Consider the following 22926-nt stretch of genomic DNA (forward strand, 5'->3'; position numbering starts at 1 on the left):
GCGTCAAGCGGGCGAAAGACCCCGCAGACGTTCTGACCGACGCCGCAACAGTTCGACCGTCGTCAACAGGGCAATGGAGAGGACCACAAGGATTGTCGCGACCGCCAGAATGGTTGGACTGATCTGTTCCCGCAGACCGGTGAACATCTGCCACGGCAATGTCTTTTGCGAGGCGGAGCCCACAAACAAGACCACGACCACTTCGTCGAACGATGTGATGAAGGCAAACAGGCCGCCCGAGATAACCCCCGGCAATATCAACGGCATCTGTATCTTGAAGAAGGTCCTAACGGGCCCTGCGCCCATATTGGCAGCCGCCCGTGTCAGAGATCGATCAAAGCCCACCAAGGTCGCCGTCACGGTAATGATCACAAAGGGAATACCCAGCACGGCGTGGGCCAGGATAACTTTCAGATAGCCTACGAAGTTCTTGTTCATGCCAAGTGTACCTTCGAGGAAACGTCCGATATCACTGTAGAAAAAGAACATACCCGTCGCCGAGATGATCAGCGGAACAATCATCGGCGAAATCAGAATTCCCATGATCGCACGGCGTCCTGGAACGTGAGACTGGCTGAGCCCGATCGCGGCCAGCGTTCCTAACGTTACCGAGATAACCGTCGCAATCGGCGCGATGATCAGCGAATTCTTGAAGCTGCGTTGCCATTCGTTGTTGGTGAAGAAATCTCGGTAATGCTTCAGCGAATAGCCTTCCGGATCAAGCCGCAGCATCTCGGGCGTGAAGGTAAAGAAGTCCTGCGCGTTGAAAGACAACGGCAACACCACCAGAATCGGCGTGATCAGAAAGACGAAGATCGCACCACAGATCACGCGAAACAGGTAGTGATAGAAAACCTGTTGTGCCGTGAGATACGGCAGCAGCTTGCGCCTATACCGCCCCTCGTACAACCAATAGATAAACCAGGCGAAAAACCAGCCGCCGAGCAGCCCCAATACACCGCCCATCAACCCGGCCACTAAAAAACCCACGACACCGAATCCGATGATATTGATCAAGCGTGCGAGGTTTTCGTTCTTCACGATATTTATGTAGACCCAGGCCAGCCCCGCGATCAGGACGGCTCCGCCCAGTATGCCCAGAAGGACCGAACCATTTCCGGCCCCGACGAAAATGCCGGCAAATGCCCCGGCTAGTGCGACACTGGGCAAAACCATGGACATGGGTTTGCGGGATATCGGTGTCAGTGCTGCCATCTTGATTATCCCAACTTCACGTTATCGATGCCCACGATCTTGTCGTAGACCCAGTAGAGCAACAGCACGACCGCCAGAAGGATCGTACCCAAGGCCGCAGCCAGCCCCCAGTTCAGTGAGGACGAGATGTGATAGGCAATCCGGTTCGAGATAAAGACGCCCTTGGTGCCGCCCACGATCTCGGGCGTGATGTAGTACCCAATCGCCAGAATGAACACGAGGATCGAACCGGCTCCGATTCCGGGCACGGATTGCGGGAAGTAGATGCGCCAGAACGTCGTCCAGTTCGTTGCACCCATGGATTTGGCCGCACGCGTGTAAGACGGCGGAATGGTCTGCATCACCGAATACATTGGCAAGATCATGAACGGCAAAAGGATGTGTGTCATCGCGATGATGGTGCCGATCTGGTTGTTGATTATGATCAGGCGAGCGTCATCAGCGACCAGCCCCAACCAAACGAGGGTATCGTTAATAACCCCCTGTTGCTGCAACATGACCTTCCAGGCGGACGTTCGAACCAGAAGGGACGTCCAGAAGGGCAAAAGGACAAGTATCATCAACAGGTTCGATACCCGCATCGGAAGTGTCGCCAACAAATAACTGACAGGATAAGCAAGCAGGATACAAGCACCTGTTATTACGAGCGACATGAACAGAGTACGTCCAAAAAGCTTTATCAGGATTTGCTTGTCTTCGGGTTGGGCCTGTGCGCCTTCCGGGGTTCTGCGCATATCGACGGCATTCAGGAAGTAACCATTGGTAATCGCTGGTGAGTGGGTCTTGATCACTCGCCAGGTTTGCGGGTCTCCCCATCCGTCATGAATCTCGATCAATTTTTCCTTGAACGGCCCATCCGTTTCAGGGTCCAGTTTTTTGATCTGGCGCCCGGACCTGCGGAACATCGAAGACATGCCAGTCTCTTCGTAGTTCAAACGCGAACCGAGCCTTGTGTGCTCTTTGTTGTCAATCGCAACAATCATGTCGCGGACAAAGGCCTCGTATACATCCTCACCCGGCAACTCACCTGACTGCTCGTCCCAGTTGTTCAGGGCTTCTACGGTCAAGGGAAGCGTGTCGGACACGATACTGTTTTCAACGGACCTGAACAGCATCGATGCAATGGGAACGATGAATGAAAACAGGACAAAGAGGAGAAGCGGAGCAACCAACAGCAACGCCCGGAGCTTTTGCCTGCGTAGCGACCGCGCCAGCGACTGCTTGAGCGGTGTTCCATCAGCGGCCAGCATAGGGCCCGCGTTTTGGGTGGCGTCGGTCATTGTTGCCCCTTGGCTTTTTTGGGGTCAGGGGCAGTTTCCCGCCCCTGACAGTGTCACCAATTCAAAACTGGATTATTGCGCCAGCCACGCCTGGAATTTGGCGTCGATGTCGTCACGGTAGTCCGCCCAGAACTCATAGTTGTACAGGAACGTGTTCTTGGCGTTTTCCGGATCGGTTGGCATATGGGGTGCCATATCGATACCCAGTTCGGCATGCTTACCCACCAGCGGAGCCGACGATGCACGGGCCGGGCCGTACGAGATGTACTTGGCCTGATCCGCCAGACGCTGGGTATCGGTCGCGAACATGATGTAGTCCAGCGCGCGCTTCTGACGCTCTTCGCTCAGACCGGCGGGAATGATCCAACCATCCAGATCGAACACCTGAGCGTCCCAAAGCATGGCGACCGGCTGCTTCTGCTCTTCGATTACGCTGAACAAACGGCCGTTATAGGTAGAACCCATGACAACCTCTCCATCGGCCAGCAGCTGCGGCGTGTCGGCACCCGCAGACCACCAGACAACGCTGTCTTTGATGGTTCCTAGCTTGGCCAGCGCCTGATCCTGACCTTCCGGAGTGGCCAGAACGTCATAGACTTCTTCCTTCGCGACGCCATCGCACAAAAGGGCCCATTCCATATTGTTGATCGGGCGTTTTTCCAACGAGCGCTTGCCGGGGTAAGCTTCCAGATCGAACACAGCGCAGATATCGGTTGGGGGTGTATCGCCGACCAGGTCGGTACGGTAACCGAAGGTGGTTGAGTACACGATCTGCGGAATAAAGCAGTCGCTGACCAACAGGTCGCCGAAATCTTCGGAGGCAGGTGTGCCATCCGGCGCGGGGGCAAGCTGGGTGTCAAAGTCGATTTCCAGCGCAAGCCCTTCGTCACACAGACGAATTGCGTCTGCGGCCACAACATCGACCACGTCCCAGGTGATATTGCCGGCTTCGTTCATCGCGCGCAGTTTTGCAACCGCTTCGGCTGAGCTGTCATCATTCAGGATGGTGACACCTGTCTTTTCAGAATAGGGCTCGTGATACGCCTTCAGCTGCGATTTGGAATAAGCGCCGCCCCAGGAAACGATCGTCATCTCCTCGGCGAACGCACCGCCGGCAACCGCCCCAAGTGCCGCTGCTGTCAACAATGTTTTGGTTTTCTTCATGAATTACTCCCAGTTCTTCCCGTTTATGTGTGTGGTCGACTGATGCACGGGTTTTCACCAGCCGGTCCCTCAGTGAGGTCGCGCTTGTTCCGCGCGACTTGGCCTATGCGTCGAGCGCACGACAATCCTGAGCCAGCCAGCCGATCTCGATCTCCTGACCGGGGGTCAGGCGGATTGCGTCTGGCGCGTTCCGTGTTTTGACGATGAATTCATCATTTCCTGCAACGGACATGCGGAAACGGAATACGTCACCCATGTAGATGAATTCTTTGACAGTCGCTTTCAGCGTATGAGCATCGGCGTGCAAGCGATCCTTGTTGAATTCCACCCGCTCAGGCCGGATTGACACCTTTGTCCTTTCGCCCGGATTGCGAACATTGATCGGAACCGCGTCAATTTCAGAGCCATCATCGAGTTGGACAAGGCATGTGTCGCCATCAATCGATTTGATGACACCTTCCAAGGTGTTGTTTTCCCCGATGAATTGGGCAACAAAGCTGTTTTCTGGTTCTTCATAAAGCTGATCAGGCGGTGCAAGCTGCTGAATACGGCCATCGTCGAACACAGCGACACGATCCGACATAGTCAACGCTTCGGTCTGGTCATGCGTCACATAGACCGTGGTAATTCCAAGCTCATGCGCAAGACGCGTGATTTCAAACTGCATATGCTCGCGCAGCTGTTTGTCCAGTGCGCCCAGGGGTTCATCCATCAACACCAGTTCGGGTTCGAAAACCAAGGCGCGCGCCAAGGCTATTCGTTGTTGCTGACCGCCAGACAACTGAGCCGGGCGCCGCCCACCAAACGCACCCATCTGAACCATGTCCAGGGCACGCTGAACCTTTTCATCCCGTTCAGACTTGCCCAATTTGCGAACTTCCAAGGGGAATGAAAGGTTTTCGGCCACCGTCATATGCGGAAACAGGGCGTAGTTCTGGAAGACCATGCCAATCCCACGCTTGTGTGGAGGGATATTGTTGATGGGCTTCCCGTCAAGAAGGATTTCGCCATGTGTGGCGGTTTCGAATCCGGCAAGCATCATAAGGCAGGTTGTCTTTCCAGACCCGGACGGCCCGAGCATGGTCAGGAATTCGCCTTTAGGCATTGCAAGGTTGAGATCTTTGACAACGAGATTCTCGCCATCATAAGATTTTTGTACGCGTTGGAATTCAACAAACGCGGCATCAGTATTTGTGTCGGTCACAAGACCCCCTGTTGCGTCAAATGATTATCCGAGAGTTGCGGATTTCATTGATCTGTAGTCAGCAGTTAAGACCATGCAGTAGGCACTTGGCAACATTAGATGACGCTTTTGCGAATATTCATATCATATTTGCTGTTTCAATCAGCAAGATTGAGGCGACCCATATGCCATGCAAGACTTTGATTGCTTGAAAGAACAGGCTTACCAATCCGTTTGCGAATCTCAGGGATTGCTTCAATGGTCCGAAGGTTGGTGCAGCTAATGAATACCGCTTCTACCGACGGATCAGATCCCAATTCTGTCGCAGCTTCGATCACGGACTGCACCGAAATCCGAGCAACCTTTGCCTCTTCGGCCTGCCCGAATGTCCCGAAAACATCCATGGTTATTCCGTTTTCCGAAAACGCGGCACGCAGCGGTGCGTTGACCTCTTCGATGTAAGGCGACAGCAGTGCAAACCTGGACACGCCAAGATCCGCGGCGCAGGCCGTGGCAGCGCGCAAAGGGTTCGTAACCTCTTTTGTTTTGCACGACTGTTTGACAAGTTCCTCCACACGTTCTGAACCAATGACGGAACTTGCGGACGTGCAGCCATAACCCACCACCCGGAAAGGACGCGCGCTGGGCAGCAATCCCGCCGCCGCCGGCAGGGCCTCTTCCATCTCGGCCAGGGTTTCCGGTGTCACTTCAATGCCGCTGGGTATCCGTGTTACATACAACGGGTTTTTCCGGTCCGAGAAAATCTTGCTGAATTCCGGCTCGATCGTCTCGTCGACCTGAAGAACAATCAATCCAAGCGGCGGGGCTTGCGGGTCGTCCTCGTCAAGCGTGTATGGCACGTAGGTCATAGCTGGATCATCTCCGGCCCGATACGCGGGCTGATAAAGCGCGGAACATCGTCTGTTACGACGATGTTTTCTTCGTGAACCAAGATCTTGCCACCAACGGCAATGCCCGGCTCCAAGGTCAGCACCATGCCTGGCTCAAGAACTGTCTGGTCCGTCGGGATGAGCGACGGCCATTCGGTCAGCGACATTCCCAACCCGTGCCCCAACCGACCGGCATCTGTGCTTTCGGATGCCTTGGTCAGCACGGCGTTCATGGCATGAAACAGCTCTGCTGCGGTGGCGCCGGGGCGGGCAATCTCGAAAGCAGCATCAGACGCCTCAATCAGCCTGGCGTAAGCAGATTTCACGTCCGGATTTGCTGGGCCGACCGACCAGTTGCGGTCGAAGTCACTGAAATAGCCATCCCAGACCAAGCCGGTATCAAGCATCAGTACATCGCCATCCTCCAAGGGGGACGAAGACGCCGGCGATATTACGTTAGAGTAACCGCCCTGCTCTGCCCCACCTGCGAGATACGGCACCCAGTCGGCACCCTCTTCCAGACAGAGTATCTGGAAACCGCGAAATACTTCATCCAAAGGCACGCCTGCCCGAGCAATCTCGGGAACTCGGGCGAAGGTCCGACCGGCTATGGCGCATGCGGTTTCGATCTTGGCGATTTCCGCCTCGGATTTGACCATGCGAAGTTGGCGCAAAATACCGTGATCTCCGGTGATGTGGCGCGAACCGAGCCTGTTTCGCAGGCGTTCAATATCCGACACGGGCATACGCGCGTGCGTCTCGTGACCATCGGGCATTCCAATACGGCCTTTGAGGGGTGTCAATTCCGTCAGGGCATCCGTCAAAAGCGAGACGCCGTCATCCTGAAGGTCGGGTGAGCTCCACGTTCGGATGTCGTCGATCCAGGTTTGCCCCATCAACGAGGCGCCGATCGAAGGGATAACCGCAACCGGTTTACCGGCCGCAGGCAGGATCAGGAACCAAGGGCGGGTCGGGCTTTCCCAGAATCTGGTCAGGTATCCGGTAAAGTAACGCACGTCGGTTTCCGTGGTCAGCAGCAGCGCCGACAGGCCAGCGGCATTCATCATCACCTGTGCGCGTTCGGTACGCGCTGCGAATTCTGCTGGCTCGAACCCTCTCATCCGGCGACCTCACAGGTGGTGCGTCGCATGCAGGCTGAACCGTTGAAACGACACCGCTTGATTGGCCCGGTGCTATGGCCCGTTCGGTGTAGATTGATATCGGCTTTCATGCAGCCCCCCGAATTTTCGTTCGTTGACGTGAGCGGATCGGTAGGGTTCTGTCAACCAAAGTCTTTTGTTGACCGGAGGCGCCAATGACCCACTCTGATCCAGCCTTCAGCCGGGCGGAATATGATCGCCGTCTTGCCAAGACCCGAAAGGCGATGGCCGCAAAGGGAATTGACTGCCTTTTTGTCGAAGACCCTTCGAACATCGGATGGCTCACCGGGTATGATGGCTGGTCATTTTACGTTCACCAGGGTGCCTTGATCTTTCTTGACGCGGACCCGATCTGGTGGGGGCGCCGGCAGGATGCAAACGGTGCGCTGCGCACGGTGTGGATGGGGGACGATCGGGTTTTCGGATACGCGGATCACTTCGTGCAGTCGACCACACGGCATCCAATGCAGGATCTGGCCAAACTTATTGCGGACTGCGGACACGGCCAAAGCCGAATTGGGGTGGAACTGGACAATTATTACTACTCGGCCAAAGCCCATATTACTTTGACAACGGAACTGCCCGGGGCAACCCTGATCGATGCAACGGCCTTGGTCAACTGGCAACGGGTCGTGAAATCCGACGAAGAAATCGCCCTGATGCGCAAGGCGGCCCGGATTTCAGAGTTTGTGACTGACGGCGTGCTTGAGCGCGTTGAACCCGGCCTGCGCAAGAACGAGCTGGTCGCACAGATTTACCATGACGCAATCACGGGCGTCGGTGATGACTGGGGGGATTACGCAGCCATCGTCCCACTTTTGCCGTCCGGCTCAGATGCCGCCGCGCCGCACCTGACCTGGAATGGAGATGTGTTCAAATCGGGCGAATGCACCTTCTTCGAGCTCTCTGGCTGCTATCGCCGATATCATGCTCCGTTCTGCCGGTCGGTATTTCTGGGTCAACCGCCTGATTATCTCAAAAGGGCCGAGGCGGCCTTGGTCGAGGGGTTGGAAGCGGGTCTGGAGGCTGCGCGCCCCGGCAATCGCGCGAAGGATATCGCCAAAGCGCTTGCGGCGCCTCTCGAACGTGCGGGGATCGAACGCGGTGCCCGCTGCGGCTATCCTGTCGGCCTCAGCTATCCTCCGGACTGGGGCGAACGCACGATCTCGCTGCGGGACGAAGACAATACGATCCTCGAAGCTGGCATGACATTTCACTTCATGCCCGGGCTCTGGATGGATGATTGGGGGCTTGCGATCACCGAAACCATCCTGATCAAGGAAAACGGTCCCGCAGAGTGTCTGTGCAAACGACCACGCAAAGTAATCGTCAAGCCCTGAGTGGTGCACGAACGATCCTGGGCCCGCGCCTGATCAAACACGTATCTGTTCAAGCAACCAGTCCCGAAACAATGCGGCCGCCGGATTGCTGGCATTGGCGGAAAGATAATACCCTTCGTTGCATTCGACAGTGCTGTCATGTGCGCTTTCGACAAGACCGGTTATCATCGCATGTTTCGCCAGAAACTCGCTGATCAGGGCAACCCCGCTGCCATGAACCGCCAATTGAAGCGCCATGCCGAACGTATCGACGAAAACGGCAGGCTGCCGCTGTACGCCCTGCTTGTCGAACCACGTCTTCCATCCGCTTGAAGTGCCGACTGCCTCTATCAATGGAAGGTCAAACGGATCCCCTGCAAGCGTCGGCGCCTTAAGAGCGACAAGCCTGTCCGGCCACAAACGTTCGGCCCCCCTGCCCACTTGTTTTTCCGATCCGAACCTGACCTGAACGTCAGCTTGCGACGCGTGAAAATCGTCAGGCCAGATTGCGCTGAGCAGCCGCACACTGATCTCGGGATTGCGGGTGGTGAAGTCCGCGAGGTTTGGGGCGATGACCCATTGCGCGACGCTGACAGATGTGGCCACTGTCAGGACATCTCCTGGTGCGCTTGCGTCGGCCCTTCCGGCGGCGGCGGCAAGCGCCTCAAGCGCACTGCCGACTTCGGGCAGCAGTTTCCGCCCTGCATCCGTCAGGGCCAGACTGCGCGGATGCCTTATGAAAAGCGCTGTCCCCAGACGCATTTCAAGGGATTTCACCTGCTGACTGACGGCTGATTGGGTCAGGCCGATTTCCTCGGCCGCTGCGGTAAAACTCAGGGTCCGGGCCGCCGCCTCGAAGGATCGGAACCAAGTCAGGGGGGGAAGTGATTTTGCCATTGATCAAGTTATCCATTAATCTTTTTAATGCGAAAGCACATAATTCAATCATTTGTCAAAAACCACACCCGTTTCTACCTTTTCCCAGCGCGACAGGAGAGGTGTGATGAAGCCGGAAATACGCAAGATTGTTACCTACGACGAGGAAGTTCTTGTCGAGGGATTTCGCCCTGCGGAAATCCCATGGCGCATGTTTGCCGTGGCCGCAGTGATTACCAATCCCTGGGCGGGTCGATATGTCGAAGACCTCAAACCGGAAATCCACGCATATGGCCCCGTATTGGGAAAGATGATGACGGACCGCATGATCGCGTTGGCCGGCAGTGGCGACGCAATCGAAGCCTATGGCAAGGCAGCCGTCGTCGGATTGAATGGCGAGGTCGAGCACGCCTCAGGCATTATTCATACCCTTCGGTTCGGCAACCACTACCGGCAGGCGGTCAGCGCGAAATCCTATCTGGCTTTCACGAACACGCGCGGCCCCGCAAATGCGCCGATCATGGTGCCATTGATGGACAAAAACGATGCCGGGCGGCGGTCTCACTACCTGACCGTTCAATTCTCGATCCCGGACGCACCGCGCGACGACGAAATTGTGGTGGTACTGGGGGCGGCAACCTCGGGCAGACCGCATCACCGTATCGGCGACCGGTATCAGGATCTCAAGGATTTGGGTCATGACGTGGACAACCCGGCCGCGGTCTGATACCTGCGGGCTGGCCGCCATCCAGACAGGCTCAGGTCCGGACATCCTGTTGCTGCACGGGGTCGGCCTGCGGGCCGAAGCCTGGGGCGCGCAGTTGGACGGGTTGGCCTCGGAAGCGCGCCTGACGGCACCGGACATGCCCGGTCACGGCGAAAGCCCGCTGAGGTTTTTCGGTACGGAACTGTCGGAATACAGTGATGCTGCACACAACGTGCTGGGCAATCTGAACGGTCCGGTCCTTGTTGTCGGCCACTCGATGGGCGCGATGATCGCGTTGGACCTTGCTACCAAGGCGCCCGACCGAATTTGCGGCGTCGTGGCAATGAATGCCGTTTTTGAACGCTGCGCAAAGGCCGCGCTGGCGGTTCAGGAACGTGCGGCGGGACTGGATGGAGAAACACCGGTTGACCCAACCAGCACGCTGCGCCGGTGGTTTGGTGACATCGGTTCACCTGAACGTGATGCCTGCTGCGAATGGCTGACGGCCATGGATCCGGCTGCTTACAAGCTGGCCTATACGGTTTTTGCCCAAGGCCAAAATCCGCGGCGCGACGCGTTGAGGAAACTTCGCTGCCCCGCGCTGTTCATAACCGGCAGTCAGGAGCCGAACTCCACCCCAGACATGTCGCGAAAAATGGCCGAAGTCACCCCGAACGGCCGCGCGCTGATCATCGATGGGGCGGCCCATATGATGCCGATGACACATGCAAGTCAGGTCAACGCCGCCATTTCCAGCTTTCAAAGCGAGGTGCAATCATGACCGAAATTGACCCCCGCGATCTCCGGCGGGCATTCGGCAAATTCATGACCGGCGTGACCGTCGTTACCACGCGCAGCGCCTCTGGTACGGCCCTGGGCTTCACGGCAAATTCCTTCACTTCGGTTTCGCTCGACCCGCCGCTGTTGATCGTTTGCCCCGGCAAGAACTTGTCTTCATACGGCGAATTCTCGACCTGCACCCATTTCACGGTGAGTGTTCTGGCCGAGGGGCAAGAGGATGTGTCCAACACTTTCGCCGGCTTCAAAGGTGACCGGTTCGCCAAAACCGACCATGACCTCGACGCGCGAGAGATCCCTTTGATCAACGGCGCGGTCGCGACATTTTCCTGCCGGACCCATCGGGTGATCGAGGCAGGAGACCATTGCGTTCTGATCGGACAGGTCGAAACCTATTCCCACAACGACCGCCCGGCGCTGGGCTACGCGAACGGGCGGTACTTCAGCCTTGGGCTGGAACGGGGCGCGCTTGAACCGACGGGGCGCAGGATCGTCTGTGGCGCAATCATCGAACACGAAGGCCGCGTGCTGCTTGAGAAAACGGATGCCGGTTTCAGGCCGCCGCAGGTCACATTGTCCGACCGTCGACAGTTGCGCGACAGCCTTTGGCAGGATCTGCATGATCGTGGCATCGACGCACGTCTCGGCGTGGTCTACTCGGTCTATGACGATGCCACAGCGCATCATGTCTACATATTGGGAAATGCGCCGGAACTTCCCAAACATGGCAAGCTTGAGGCCGTCGCGATTGAAGACCTGGCAACCCTTAGCTACTCGACGGCGCCAATCACCACCATGATTTCTCGTTTCGCGCTGGAAAGCCGAACCCGCGACTTCTCACTGTATCTGGGCAGTGCGCAGCAAGGCGACGTGCACAGCTTTTCTGAAAGGACCTGATGGATGGAGTTTTCCCTTTTCGCACACATGGAACGGCTGAGCCCCGATCAACCCCATGAGAAGCTGTATGAAGAATTCATCGCGCTGTGTAAAATGGCCGATGAGGCGGGAATGCGCGCCGTCTGGACCGGCGAGCACCACGGGATGGACTTTACGATCGCGCCCAACCCTTTGATGTCTTTGGTCGATATCGCACATCACACCAAGAATGTGCGGCTTGGCACGGGTACAGTTGTTGCACCATTCTGGCATCCGATCAAACTGGCGGGCGAAACGGCTGCGGCGGACCTGATGACAGGCGGACGTATCGAGCTGGGCATCGCCCGCGGCGCCTATTCGTATGAATATGAACGGATGATGCCGGGAATGGATGCATGGGATGCTGGCCAGCGCATGCGAGAAATCGCGCCGCTTTTGCCCCGGCTGTGGGCGGGTGACTGTGACCATGATGGAGAGTATTTTAAATTCCCTGCTACCACCTCGGCCCCCAAACCGGTGCAACCCGGCGGGCCACCGATTTGGATCGCAGCGCGGGATCCGAACAGTCATGAATTCGGTGTGCAGAACGGCTTTAACATTCAGGTCACACCGCTCTGGCAGGGCATGCATGAGATTGAAACGCTGATGGGCCGCTTTGAGGATGCCTGCGCAAACTATGACGGGCCGCGCCCCAAGATCATGCTTCTGCACCACACCTATGTTGGCAATGACGATGCTGATCTGGATCGGGCCGCTCGGGAATTGTCTTGCTTCTACAACTACTTCGGGGCCTGGTTTCAAAACAAGCGGCCGGTCCGGCAGGGCTTGATCCAGACGCTGACCGACGAAGAGATGGCGGCCAATACGATGATGGCCCCGGAAAACCTGGCGCGCGATCTGACTATCGGGACCGCAGATGGTGTCACGGAACGTCTGAAACGCTATGAAGATCTGGGCTATGATGAGTATTCGTTCTGGATAGACAGCGGTATGAGTTTCGAACGCAAACGCGCATCGCTGGCCCGTTTCATCGACGACGTCATGCCAAAGTTTCAGTGAGGATCGATGATGCATCAGAAACCACATTTCCAGCTTTATATCGACGGCGCGTGGACCGAAGGGGCACACGGGCAAGTGATGCATTCGCAAAACCCGGCGACGGGTCAAGACTGGTCCAGTTTCGCCTGTGCCGCACCCGAAGACGTGAACCGCGCCGTGTCCGCGGCGCGTCGGTCACTTGATGATCCCGCGTGGCGCGACATGACGCAAACCGCACGCGGCAAACTGTTGTTCAAACTTGCGGAACTGATCGAGGAAAACGCCAGTCATCTGGGCCAGCTTGAGACCACAGACAGCGGCAAGCTGCTTGCCGAAACCGCAAGCCAGACAGCCTATGTCGGTGACTATTATCGATATTATGCAGGGCTCGCGGACAAGATCGAAGGAGCGGTTCTTCCGATCGACAAGCCGGACATGCACGTCTTCACCAAGCGCGAACCGATTGGCGTGGTGGTCGCAATCGTCCCCTGGAACGCACAGATGTTCCTGACCGCGACCAAGCTTGGCCCCGCGATAGCAGCAGGCTGTTCGGTCGTGCTGAAGGCCTCTGAAATTGCGCCCGCTCCGATGCTGGAATTCGCACGGCTGATCGATGAAGCCGGCTTTCCGCCCGGTGTCGTCTCTGTCATTACGGGGGATGCCGAAAACTGCGCCATCCCGCTTACCCGGCACCCGGACGTGGACCGGATCGCATTCACCGGCGGCCCGGAAACAGCGCGCCATGTCGTGCGCAATTCGGCTGAGAACTTTGCGGTGACCACTTTGGAACTGGGCGGGAAATCCCCGATCATCGTTTTTGATGATGCCAATCTGGATGGCGCCGCCAATGGTTTGATTGCGGGAAACTTCGGCGCCTCGGGTCAAAGCTGCGTGGCCGGCTCGCGCGGATTGATACATCGCCCGGTACTGGAAGCGCTTGTTGACAAGATCGAAGAGAAGATGAAGGGCATCGCAATCGGAGATCCATTGGAAACGGCCACCCATATTGGCCCGCTCTGCACCACTGATCAGGTGGAAAGAATTCAGGCGACTTTGGCGAAGGCCACAGAACAAGGCGCACGCATCCGCTTCGGGGGAAAACCTCTGGACCGGCCGGGCAACTTCATGGCCCCTACGCTGGTGGAGTGTTCGAGCCCAGAGACCGAGACGCTGAAGGTCGAAATGTTCGGCCCCGTGATGTCTCTGCTGCCATTCGATACGGAAGAAGAAGCGATCGCATTGGCCAACGACTCGCAGTTCGGGCTTGGGTCCGGCGTTTTCACTGAAAATGTCGCCCGCGCCCATCGGGTTTCATCCCGCCTGAAATCGGGAATTTGTTGGATCAACACATACCGCGCAGTGTCCCCGATTGCTCCGTTTGGTGGCTACAATCAATCCGGCTATGGTAGGGAAGCCGGGATCGAGGCAATTCGCGATTATACAAGGACCAAAACCGTCTGGCTGAATACGTCGGAACAGCCAATGTCGAACCCATTCGTCATGCGGTGACAAGATCTTGTAGCATTGTTTTGTCAAAGGCGCCGGACTTTAGCGTCTAGGGTCATCTGCAAACCCTCTTGTAACTGTCCCAGCCAAATAGCTGCGTCTTCAAATCTCGTGCACGCAATAAAGTCCGAGTTTTGAGCCAGCATCTTTTCACCAATCTCGTCCTCAGAGTTTTGCGGGCGCACGAGGGAATATCTGCAAAGAGATAATAATATCTGGTGCCCATCAGATGTAGTGACGAAGGCGGTGGGTCTGGTGTCGAAAACCTGCTCCGGTAGTCCCAACTGCGCGCATCGCAGGTCCCAGACGCCCACCTGCCGCTTTGGCTTGCCGGAGGCATGGCCACTGAGGTCGAAGCACTGTGCCTGGCCCAAGCGGGACCGACCACCTCAAAGCCGGCGCAAGAGCAACGGGCATATCGCAGGTCTAAACTCCGCCGCCGGTCAACGCCGCGATAGCATCCTTGACCCGCGCCGCGTGATCGCGGTCGGCCGCCGCCGAGTGTGGATCAGCAAAATGCCCGCTGTCATTGTCGAAATACAGCCCCGAGGCATCAGCAAATTCGTCCGACAGCGCGGCCCGTCGCAGGATATCAGCGCCGATCGCCAAATCATTGCCGGCCATTCCAAAACCCTCTCGGACCATCTTTGAGGCCAGAAGCGAGCCAGGGTTGACCGCGACAAAGACTGGGCCCGTTGGGTACGCGCGCGCCATTTCCCGTGACCAGATCGTGAGCGCCAGCTTGCTTTGCGCATAGGCCTCCATGTCACTCAATTGCCGCTTACCGTGCATCGCATCCACATCCACCGGCGCCTGCGCGGCCGATGAAAGGTTCACCACGCGCCCTTCGGCTGGGATGATCGGCAACAACCGTCGGGTCAGCACATGGGGCGTCAGAGCGTTTACCACGAACCGAACATCCATCCCGTCGGCCCGGTGCGGGTGCGGAGTCTTGTAGACACCGGCATTGTTGATCAGAACGTCCAGCCGGTCGTGCCGGGCGCGCACGGCGTCAGCAAGCGCGGCGGCTTCGTCCAGATCGGAAAGATCGGCGCGGAAGGTCTCGGGGTTGCCGCCAACCGTCTGCGCGGCGGCCTTCAGCTTGTCAGAGCTGCGTCCGTGCAGCAGCACGCGGTGGCCTTCGGCCGCCAGTGTCTTGGCGGTCAACAGGCCGATGCCGTCGGTCGCGCCGGTGATCAGTATAGTCTTGGGCATTGAGGCCTCCTTGGGGATGAAATCAGTCGTGAAACTCGGGCAGAACCTCGTCGGCCAGCCGGTGCAGGGTGGGTTCGATCCCGGCCACGTTAAAGCGCAGGTTCAGTGCCACGTGGTTGATGCCCAAATCGCGGATCTCGTGCAGGTAGCGGCGCAGGTAATCGGTGCCGGCACTGAACCCAAGATGGATCGGGCGCGGCGGAGCGTCGGCTTGGTCCACCAGATCAACATAGAGCGACTGCATCACTGGTTTGTCGGGCAAGCCGGCCTGTGCCACGCGCGCTCGATAGTCGGCCACAACGCGGGACTGCGCCGCCGCACCACGCGGATAGGTCATCCAGCCGTCACCGTGGCGCGCCACCCACTCTGGCGTCTGCTGGCTGCCACCGGTGATAAGCAGCGGCAGGCGCCCGGCGGCAGGCTTAGGCAACATGTCGATACCGCCCGAGAGGTCGCCCTGCGGGTTGTCCAGTCGCGGGTAATCCTGCGCCATGGCGCGGATATAGGCGAGGCTGTCACGGAAGCGCGCCCCGCGATCAGAGAAATCCTTGTTCAGCGCCGGGTATTCCTCGGGACGATCCCCCGAGGCCACACCCAGAAGCAGCCGCCCGCCCGACAGCTGGTCGGCCGAGGCTGCCGCCTTGGCCACATGGGCCGGGTGCCGTAATGGCAGCACGATCGAAGCCACGCCAAGCGCGATGTCGCGCGTCGCAACACCCAGCGCGCCGAGATAGACGAAAGGATCGAAAACCTGCCCCGCATCGCCAAACGAGGGCACGTTGAAGGGCACGTCTCGCAGCCAAAGCGCGGCAAAGCCCAGTTCGTCGGCCAGCACGGCACGCTCCAGATGGCGCGTCATAGTAGGTACCGGATCGTTGCGATTTGCCTCAAGCGGGACCACTAGCCCAATGCTCAGCCTGCCAGGGCGGAACACCGCGTTGAACGCGCGGTTGAGCGGCGCGAAGCTTGGCGTGTTGGATTTGTCCAGCATTTTCTGCCTTTCTCAGAACCGCACCAGCGCCCGGCTTTCCAGGCTTTTGCGGATGGTTTGCCGATCGGGATCTTCGGCAAGATCAATCGCGCTGTGGCCCACCGTTGGACGGCCGCGATTGTCGTAGATGTTGAACCAAACGATCTCGTCCGGCGTCATGCGCGACAGATACACCCAATCATGACGCGGATTGGCCGCCAGGCCGAGGATACGACCGCGCCGGTCGGGATAGATCAGGTCGATGTCGATCCAGTCCGCGTCGTCCACGGTTGCAGGGCGTACGAAACCCAGCGGGGCGGTGTTGATCGGGTTTTCCACCGGCCGCCACAGGTTAACGAAGGCGTAATGCCCCGCCGCCCAATCGCGCGCCCGCTCGGGCCCGAGGATGTCCACCAGCCGCTGGTGCGCACCTTGCGGGCTCAGGTCGCTGTGCACGTTGCGCGCGGGGCGGCGGTTGGCTGCCGGGTCGTCAATGCGCAACGTGTGGTCGAAGAACAGCACTTCGCGCGCGCCGATCCGGTCGCACAGCAGCTCGGCCAGTTCGCGATCGTAGACCTCCTGCCAGCCGGGGGATTCGAAACTGGTCACCCGCGTCGGTGCCACACCAAATTCGAACCCATCAGAGACAAAGCTGGCCCCTGCCCGCCCGGCACGCAGATCGGTCAGCGCCACCTCGGTCGCGGCCAGTTCGGGCGAGACCAGATTGCCAGCGATGCTGTCCGCGTCCAGCACGAATGCCTGCGGCGCGGGCTTGTGAACATGGTAATTGACGGTTCCGGTCCGGGTCATGAAAGCCTCCTTGGGGGTGCCGGCCCGGCATACCGGGCCAGTGCTGCATTCAGGCGAGGTCGTCCTGCCCCGCGATCAGGTAGTGATGGCTGACCGAGCCCTTGGTGCGGGAGGCCAGGTGCGGTGCATAGGCCGGGTCCGCCATGAAGGCGCGGGCCGCCTCTTCCGAAGGCCACTCGATGATGATCCTCAGCCCGGCGGGCTGATCCTCGCCTTCCATCTGCGCGTGGGTCGCGGTACGCGCAAGATACTTGCCGCCATGTGCCGCCACGCGTTCGTTGGCGGTGGGCAGGTAGCCGGGGATCCAGTCCTCGGCGGTGGGGGTGACGTCCAGAACGGAATAATAGGTCATCGTGTATCTCCTTCGGGGTCAGAACCAAGCGACGGTGTCTTGCATCGTGCGGCGGGTCTTGGGGAATTCAGGATCTTTCGCGCGATGACCAAAGGCGAACATCACCGCCGGTTTCCATTTCGCGGTATCGACGCCGAAATGTTCGGCCAGCGTCTGCGTCGTCCGCTCCATGTCGAAGCCCTCGATCGGGCAGCTGTCGATCCCCATCAGCGCACCGGCGGTCATCATGTTGGCCAGCACGATATAGGCCTGCTTGCCCGACCAGTCGGTGATCTCGCGGTCAGAGGTGATCTTGTGATCCTCGGCCTGGAACTTGCCGTATGCGCCGTTGAAGATCTCGATCACTTCCTCGGGCAGCTGCTTCACTTGCCGGTAGTGGTCTTGCAGATAATCCGATCCGGCGCGCATCAGTTCGCCCGTCGCCGCAAGGATGATGCCGAAATGGCTGGCGGTGCCAAGCTGGCCGGTCGACCCGTTCATCATCCCGTTGGCACCCCATGAAAACTCGCGGAACAGCTCGCGCTTGTCGGGCGACTGGATCATCAGGATGCGGAAGGGCTCGTGCCCGAACGAAGTGGGCGAAAGGCGTGCAGCCTCGAGGATCGTCTCGAAGTCAGCGTCGCTCACCTTGCGTTCAGGGTCGAAGATCTTGGTGGCATGGCGAGAATTGAAGGCCTCAATGATCTGCGCATTGATATCGGTCTTCACCTCGGTGATCGCATTCATTTTATGTCTCCGTTGGGGTGTGTGTCGGTGTGCACCTGACTTATCACTTGCAAGAACGAGAAAAAGGTGGTGAAAAATAAGTACAGTTTTCGTATTTAGGATATAATCAATATGGATACCGACAGCCTGCGCCTGTTCGTCATGGCGGCCGAACGGCTCAATATCAGCGCCGCCGGGCGCGAGCTTGGCCTTGCACCGGCGGTCTCGAGTGCCAGGCTGGCCAAGCTTGAGAACGAACTTGGCGTCGAGCTTTTGCACCGCACCACGCGCAAGGTGTCGTTGTCATTGGAAGGGTCGGAGTTTCTGCCTTATGCGCGTGAAATTCTCGCCCAGACGGATGCAGCGCGCGCTGCCCTCGGAGGCACGGATACCGGCCCCACAGGCACCTTGCGTTTCGCGGCCCCCAGCAGTTTTGCCCAGTTGCACATCATGCCGCTGTTGCCCGAGTTTCATCAACGCTATCCCGACCTGACGCTGGACCTGCGACTGTCGGACAAGCCCTTCGACGCCATTGAGGGCAGTTTCGACCTAGCCCTGCGCAACGCGCCGCTGGCCGATAGCAGCCTCAAGGGGCGCAAACTTTCAGATGACATCCGCCTGCTCTGCGCTGCGCCGGAATATCTCAAGCAGCACGGAGTGCCTTCGACACCCGAGGATCTGACGGGGCATCGTTTCATCGCGTGGGCCAATCTCGACCGGCGCGAACTGGTTGATCCAGCTGGTCAGAAGGCGGTCCTGAACCCGCGCTCGATGATCAGCCGAACCATCGTCGATGACGGCACCGCGCAACGCGAAGCTACGCTTGCCGGAGCGGGGCTTTCGATCAACTCACTCTGGAGCGTGGCCCATGAACTGCGCTCCGGGCGGCTCAGGCAGGTATTGCCTGACTGGCGGCTGAATGATCATGCAGGGCTGTGGCTGATCTATCCGCGCTCGAACGTGCTGACGCCCAAGACACGAATCTTCATGGATTTTCTCGTCGAAAAACTCGGCGGCAGGTCAGGCACCGGCTGGGTCGAAGCGCAGCAGGACAGCTTGTAATCGTGCATCGCGTTCGCGGACAGGTGCAGTTCAAGTTTCGCAATGGTGATGGTGGCGGAGAGACAGGGATTCGAACCCTGGAGACGGTTTCCCGCCTACACACTTTCCAGGCGTGCGCCTTCGACCACTCGGCCACCTCTCCGTGCCGGCGATATTTGGACGAATGCCGTCGGATTTGCAAGGCCCCAATTCGACGAATTCAGGGGAATAGCGCAATTTAATCAATGCACCCACCGACGGGTGATCACAGGTCAACACGTGCTGCGATCTGGCCCCTCAGATCTCATCACCGGCATCCGGGTCCATATCCGCCTCGGTCAAATCCGCCGGAGCCTCTGCAACTTTGCGTGGCTTATCCTGCACAGGTGCGGAAGGCTCCTGCTTGCTCGGGTCAGATGCCCGCAGGGTTTCGGGATTTCGCAGCCAGACATCACGTTGTGCGAACGGGATCTCGATCCCTGCTTCCGAGAATCTACGGTTGATTTCATGGTTCATGTCAGATTTCACCGACAAAACCCAATTCACATCCCGCAGGATCGCCCGTATTTCAAAGTCTAAGGAATCTGCTCCGAACCCCTGGAACACGACGCTTGGTGCCGGGTTGGCCAAAACCATCGGATGGCTGTTGGCGATTTCGCCCAGAATGGTTTCTACCAGACGCGTATCAGTTCCGTATGCAACACCCACCGGAACGATCACCCGCCCGATCGTATTGCCGCGGGTATAGTTCGTTACGACACCGCTGATCAGGTCAGAGTTTGGAACGATAACATCCGTCCTGTCGAACGTCTCGACCCGGGTCGAACGAACGGAAATGTCCTTAACATATCCCATCATGCCATTCACATCGATCCAATCCCCCTTGGAAATCGGACGCTCGACCAAAAGGATGATGCCAGAAACGAAGTTCGACACGATTGTCTGCAAACCAAAGCCGATGCCAACAGACAGCGCACCAGCGACGATCGCCAGCGATGACAGATCAAAACCGGCCACCATGATTGCCACCAACGCGGCAAGGAATATGCCAACGTATCCCGAACCCGCGACAATCGCGTTTTGGCCACCCGGATCTATGTTGGTTTTCGGCAGAAGCGAATTGCGCAGCCCGCTTTGCAACAAACGCGTCAGCGTATAACCGATTGCAAACACGGCAACAAAGGTCAGAAAGTTGCTGGGCGAAATTGTGACACCACCGATATCAAAACCAAGCAGCAGGCGCGACCATGCTTCCAGCAGATCGGTTTCCCGCGCACCCCAATAGATCGCCAGAATGGGAAGCGCCAAGATGGCCAATGCAAACCCAACCAGTACGGAAAAAAGCGAATCCCCCGCGGCTTCGCCCTGCCCGGTGACCCAGCCGTAAATCTGACTGATGAACCGTTGCAGGATGACCAAGGCCCCTATCAGCACCAATGTCTTGACGGCAGGAAACACGATTGCTTCGGCCGCATTGGTGTATCCGAAAATAGCCAGTAAGGGAGACATGATCCCCAAAAGGAACAAAGCCCGGCGCAGGAACTCGACCAGTTGGCTGAAACCCGCGGAACGGGTCGAGGCAGCTTGATCCGGAGGCCCGTCAGTTGTTCGAATCTGACGTACTCGCAACAACAACAAAGCCGTCGCGACAATGACCGGGAAACTGACTACGGCGCGAGTCGCGTCGGAAATGTTTTCGATCCGTTCGAACAAAAACGCCAATTCGTGCAAAACCAGCATCAGGGCAAGCAGATCGATATACACGCGCAGTTCAGTGATGCGCGCAGCGGACAGACGTTTGAACCCTTGCGACGCGCCGATCACGTATACCTGGCGACCAATCCAGTCATAGAAAAACACGATCGCTGCCCAATACGGAACATTCTGAAGCAAAAGGCTGCCCCGCAGACCCGGAACGCCGGTGAGACTGATCGCCGTGACCACGGCCACCACACCGATCCATGGCAACAGAATTCGCAATAGTGAGATTACGAACGACCAAACCCCCGTCCCGGCCCCGCCGAGTAACCTCAGGTAGTCGCCTCCAAGTTCAGACCACCGTTTGCCAAAGATCAGCAGCACTGCTGAAATGACGAGAAGTATGAAGATTGCGAGCCCACGTGCACGGATTTGCTCGCGCACGACATCTGAACGCAAATTCGTGATCGTTTCGTTTACCAGGCCTTGAACGGCCTCTTTGACATCCACCCATGCCGGACCCCAATACGCCGGGTTGATCGGCGACGGGCCCTGTTCAAAGAACTCTTTTTTCTGGCGCGCGCGAAGGATCTGATCAATTTCGCTGATCAGCCCGTTCGCACGGCTATACGCCTCTTCGGATATGATGCGCGGAACACGCAGGCTGTTGAGCTGTTCTTCAAGATGCACGCGAAGATTTGCTATGTCTTCAGGTTCAGTCGTGTCCCCTTCGGGTTTGGGCCCCAACGCTTTTATCTGGCTTTCCAGCGTCGTTATTCGGTCGGTATTTGCACCACGAGCTCGATTGAAGTCGTCCCTGTAACCATTTATTTCAGAACGTAAATTCTCCAGCGCAGCGTCAGATGCCCGGTTCGCCTCGATGACGGCTTCGGCCCGGCTCGCGGTTTTGACCCAGCCTTGGTAATACTCACTTTGACGATCCGTCAGCTGTGCAACAGCGCTATTCGAAAACCCGACAAAGCACAGGAATAGCAGGGTCAGAAACAGGCGGACCTGTCCAAGCATCACACGTCCTCGAAAACGCCGGGAATGCTGCGCGGTGCCTCGGTCATCCAATCCGGAACCGGAAGCTCTTTTTCACGCAGGAACTCGGGGTTGAACAGCTTTGATTGATAGCGTGTGCCATAATCGCACAGGATGGTCACAATGGTATGGCCGGGCCCCATTTCCTTGGCCATGCGCACCGCCCCTGCCATGTTGATCGCGGTCGAGCCGCCCATGACCAGGCCTTCGTCACGCAGAAGATCAAAGATGTAGGGCAGCGCTTCGTTGTCGGTGATCTGATAAGAAAAATCCGGCGTGAACCCCTCAAGGTTTTTGGTGATACGCACCTGCCCGATGCCTTCGGCGATTGACCCACCTTCCATCGCGATCTCGCCTGTGGTGTAGTACGAATACAGGCCGGCCCCCATGGGATCGGCCAGACCGATCTTGACGCCCTTGGGTTGCAAAACTTCGGCAACGCCTGCCAATGTTCCACCCGACCCGACCGCGCTGACAAACCCGTCAACTTTGCCGTCTGTCTGGTCCCAGATCTCGGGGCCTGTGGTTTCCACATGTGCCTGACGATTCGCCACATTGTCGAACTGGTTGGCCCAGATTGCGCCATTGGGTTCTGTCTGCGCCAATTCCTCGGCCAGACGGCGGGAATAGTGCACGAAATTGTTGGGGTTGCGATACGGGGCCGCGGGTACCTGAACCAACTGTGCGCCCGCCAGACGCAGCATATCCTTCTTTTCTTCCGATTGGGTCTCGGGGATAACGATAACCGTTTTGAACCCCATCGACGCACCTACCAAAGCCAGACCAATACCGGTGTTGCCGGCGGTGCCTTCCACGATGGTGCCGCCCGGTTTCAGATCCCCGCGTGCGATGGCATCTTTGATGATAAAAAGAGCAGCACGATCCTTTACCGACTGTCCCGGGTTCATGAACTCGGCTTTGCCAAGAATCTCGCATCCGGTCTCTTCGCTGATGCGGCGCAGCCGGATCAACGGTGTTTTTCCTACTGCGTCAGCAAGATCTCGTGCAATGCGCATGGTCGCCTCTTGTCATTTGGTATCTTCGAAGATTTACAGGCGCACTGCCGGGACCACAAGCGCG

Annotated in this window: 21 protein-coding genes and 1 tRNA gene; 7 read left to right on the top strand and 15 right to left on the bottom strand. The window is 58.0% G+C overall.

Features of this window, described 5'->3' with window-relative positions; genetic code table 11:
• Window positions 1-3: 3 nt before the first annotated feature.
• The 6 genes from GOW09_RS05335 to GOW09_RS05360 all read right to left on the bottom strand — a co-directional run bounded on the left by GOW09_RS05335 (window position 4) and on the right by GOW09_RS05360 (window position 6853).
• Window positions 4-1215: an ABC transporter permease gene (locus tag GOW09_RS05335; protein ID WP_152457799.1), complete on the bottom strand. Its 1212-nt coding sequence runs from the start codon at window positions 1213-1215 to the stop codon at window positions 4-6.
• A 5-nt stretch (window positions 1216-1220) separates the two neighbouring features.
• Entirely contained in the window at window positions 1221-2495 is a 1275-nt protein-coding gene (locus GOW09_RS05340; protein WP_152457798.1) for an ABC transporter permease, read from the bottom strand.
• Window positions 2496-2567: 72 nt separating this feature from the next.
• Window positions 2568-3659: an extracellular solute-binding protein gene (locus GOW09_RS05345; RefSeq protein WP_171116226.1), complete on the bottom strand. Its 1092-nt coding sequence runs from the start codon at window positions 3657-3659 to the stop codon at window positions 2568-2570.
• 103 nt (window positions 3660-3762) lie between these two features.
• A complete protein-coding gene (locus GOW09_RS05350; protein WP_152457796.1) occupies window positions 3763-4863 on the bottom strand; it encodes an ABC transporter ATP-binding protein in 1101 nt (366 codons plus the stop codon).
• A 137-nt stretch (window positions 4864-5000) separates the two neighbouring features.
• Complete coding sequence (locus GOW09_RS05355; protein WP_171116228.1) at window positions 5001-5711, bottom strand: aspartate/glutamate racemase family protein; 711 nt, start codon at window positions 5709-5711, stop codon at window positions 5001-5003.
• Entirely contained in the window at window positions 5708-6853 is a 1146-nt protein-coding gene (locus GOW09_RS05360) for a Xaa-Pro peptidase family protein (RefSeq protein ID WP_171116230.1), read from the bottom strand. The genes GOW09_RS05355 and GOW09_RS05360 overlap by 4 nt, the downstream gene beginning before the upstream one ends.
• A 194-nt stretch (window positions 6854-7047) precedes the next feature.
• On the opposite strand from GOW09_RS05360, the gene GOW09_RS05365 reads away from it, so the two are divergent.
• Window positions 7048-8232 carry a M24 family metallopeptidase gene (locus GOW09_RS05365; RefSeq protein ID WP_171116232.1) on the top strand — a complete coding sequence of 395 codons (1185 nt, stop codon included), beginning with the start codon at window positions 7048-7050 and terminating at the stop codon, window positions 8230-8232.
• Between the two features lie 33 nt (window positions 8233-8265).
• Here GOW09_RS05365 and GOW09_RS05370 read toward each other — a convergent pair whose 3' ends face one another.
• Window positions 8266-9108 (bottom strand): LysR family transcriptional regulator, encoded by an 843-nt coding sequence (locus GOW09_RS05370; protein WP_171116234.1) that lies wholly within the window; start codon window positions 9106-9108, stop codon window positions 8266-8268.
• A gap of 106 nt (window positions 9109-9214) precedes the next feature.
• Here GOW09_RS05370 and GOW09_RS05375 point away from each other — a divergent pair, with 106 nt between their 5' ends.
• The 5 genes from GOW09_RS05375 to GOW09_RS05395 are packed head-to-tail and all read left to right on the top strand — an operon-like array spanning window position 9215 to window position 14014.
• Complete coding sequence (locus GOW09_RS05375) at window positions 9215-9814, top strand: amino acid synthesis family protein (protein WP_171116235.1); 600 nt, start codon at window positions 9215-9217, stop codon at window positions 9812-9814.
• Complete coding sequence (locus GOW09_RS05380) at window positions 9786-10574, top strand: alpha/beta fold hydrolase (protein WP_171116237.1); 789 nt, start codon at window positions 9786-9788, stop codon at window positions 10572-10574. Before GOW09_RS05375 ends, GOW09_RS05380 begins: the two co-directional genes overlap by 29 nt.
• A complete protein-coding gene (locus GOW09_RS05385) occupies window positions 10571-11488 on the top strand; it encodes a flavin reductase family protein (RefSeq protein WP_171116239.1) in 918 nt (305 codons plus the stop codon). The genes GOW09_RS05380 and GOW09_RS05385 overlap by 4 nt, the downstream gene beginning before the upstream one ends.
• A gap of 3 nt (window positions 11489-11491) precedes the next feature.
• A complete protein-coding gene (locus GOW09_RS05390) occupies window positions 11492-12526 on the top strand; it encodes an LLM class flavin-dependent oxidoreductase (RefSeq protein WP_171116241.1) in 1035 nt (344 codons plus the stop codon).
• 9 nt (window positions 12527-12535) lie between these two features.
• Entirely contained in the window at window positions 12536-14014 is a 1479-nt protein-coding gene (locus GOW09_RS05395; protein ID WP_171116243.1) for an aldehyde dehydrogenase, read from the top strand.
• A 423-nt stretch (window positions 14015-14437) separates the two neighbouring features.
• On the opposite strand, the gene GOW09_RS05400 is transcribed toward GOW09_RS05395, so the two are convergent.
• The 5 genes from GOW09_RS05400 to GOW09_RS05420 are packed head-to-tail and all read right to left on the bottom strand — an operon-like array spanning window position 14438 to window position 18084.
• Window positions 14438-15226, bottom strand: a complete 789-nt coding sequence (locus tag GOW09_RS05400; RefSeq protein WP_171116245.1) for an SDR family NAD(P)-dependent oxidoreductase — start codon at window positions 15224-15226, stop codon at window positions 14438-14440.
• Between the two features lie 22 nt (window positions 15227-15248).
• Window positions 15249-16217, bottom strand: a complete 969-nt coding sequence (locus GOW09_RS05405) for an LLM class oxidoreductase (protein WP_171116247.1) — start codon at window positions 16215-16217, stop codon at window positions 15249-15251.
• 12 nt (window positions 16218-16229) lie between these two features.
• A complete protein-coding gene (locus tag GOW09_RS05410; protein WP_171116249.1) occupies window positions 16230-17006 on the bottom strand; it encodes a CmcJ/NvfI family oxidoreductase in 777 nt (258 codons plus the stop codon).
• A gap of 49 nt (window positions 17007-17055) precedes the next feature.
• Window positions 17056-17358 carry a DUF1330 domain-containing protein gene (locus GOW09_RS05415; protein WP_171116251.1) on the bottom strand — a complete coding sequence of 101 codons (303 nt, stop codon included), beginning with the start codon at window positions 17356-17358 and terminating at the stop codon, window positions 17056-17058.
• Between the two features lie 18 nt (window positions 17359-17376).
• The gene (locus GOW09_RS05420) at window positions 17377-18084 is read right to left on the bottom strand and encodes an NAD(P)H-dependent oxidoreductase (RefSeq protein ID WP_152457782.1); all 708 of its coding nucleotides are present in this window, start codon (window positions 18082-18084) and stop codon (window positions 17377-17379) included.
• Between the two features lie 111 nt (window positions 18085-18195).
• Here GOW09_RS05420 and GOW09_RS05425 point away from each other — a divergent pair, with 111 nt between their 5' ends.
• Window positions 18196-19125, top strand: coding sequence for a LysR family transcriptional regulator (locus GOW09_RS05425; RefSeq protein ID WP_171116254.1), 930 nt, complete (start codon window positions 18196-18198; stop codon window positions 19123-19125).
• 52 nt (window positions 19126-19177) lie between these two features.
• Here the strand turns inward: GOW09_RS05425 and GOW09_RS05430 are convergent.
• The 3 genes from GOW09_RS05430 to GOW09_RS05440 all read right to left on the bottom strand — a co-directional run bounded on the left by GOW09_RS05430 (window position 19178) and on the right by GOW09_RS05440 (window position 22862).
• A tRNA-Ser gene (locus GOW09_RS05430) sits at window positions 19178-19267 on the bottom strand.
• Between the two features lie 134 nt (window positions 19268-19401).
• Window positions 19402-21828: a DUF3772 domain-containing protein gene (locus tag GOW09_RS05435; protein ID WP_171116256.1), complete on the bottom strand. Its 2427-nt coding sequence runs from the start codon at window positions 21826-21828 to the stop codon at window positions 19402-19404.
• The gene (locus GOW09_RS05440) at window positions 21828-22862 is read right to left on the bottom strand and encodes a cysteine synthase A (protein WP_171116259.1); all 1035 of its coding nucleotides are present in this window, start codon (window positions 22860-22862) and stop codon (window positions 21828-21830) included. Before GOW09_RS05440 ends, GOW09_RS05435 begins: the two co-directional genes overlap by 1 nt.
• Window positions 22863-22926 lie beyond the last annotated feature (64 nt).

Source organism: Ruegeria sp. HKCCA5463 (assembly GCF_013034175.1).
Classification (GTDB): Bacteria; Pseudomonadota; Alphaproteobacteria; order Rhodobacterales; family Rhodobacteraceae; genus Ruegeria.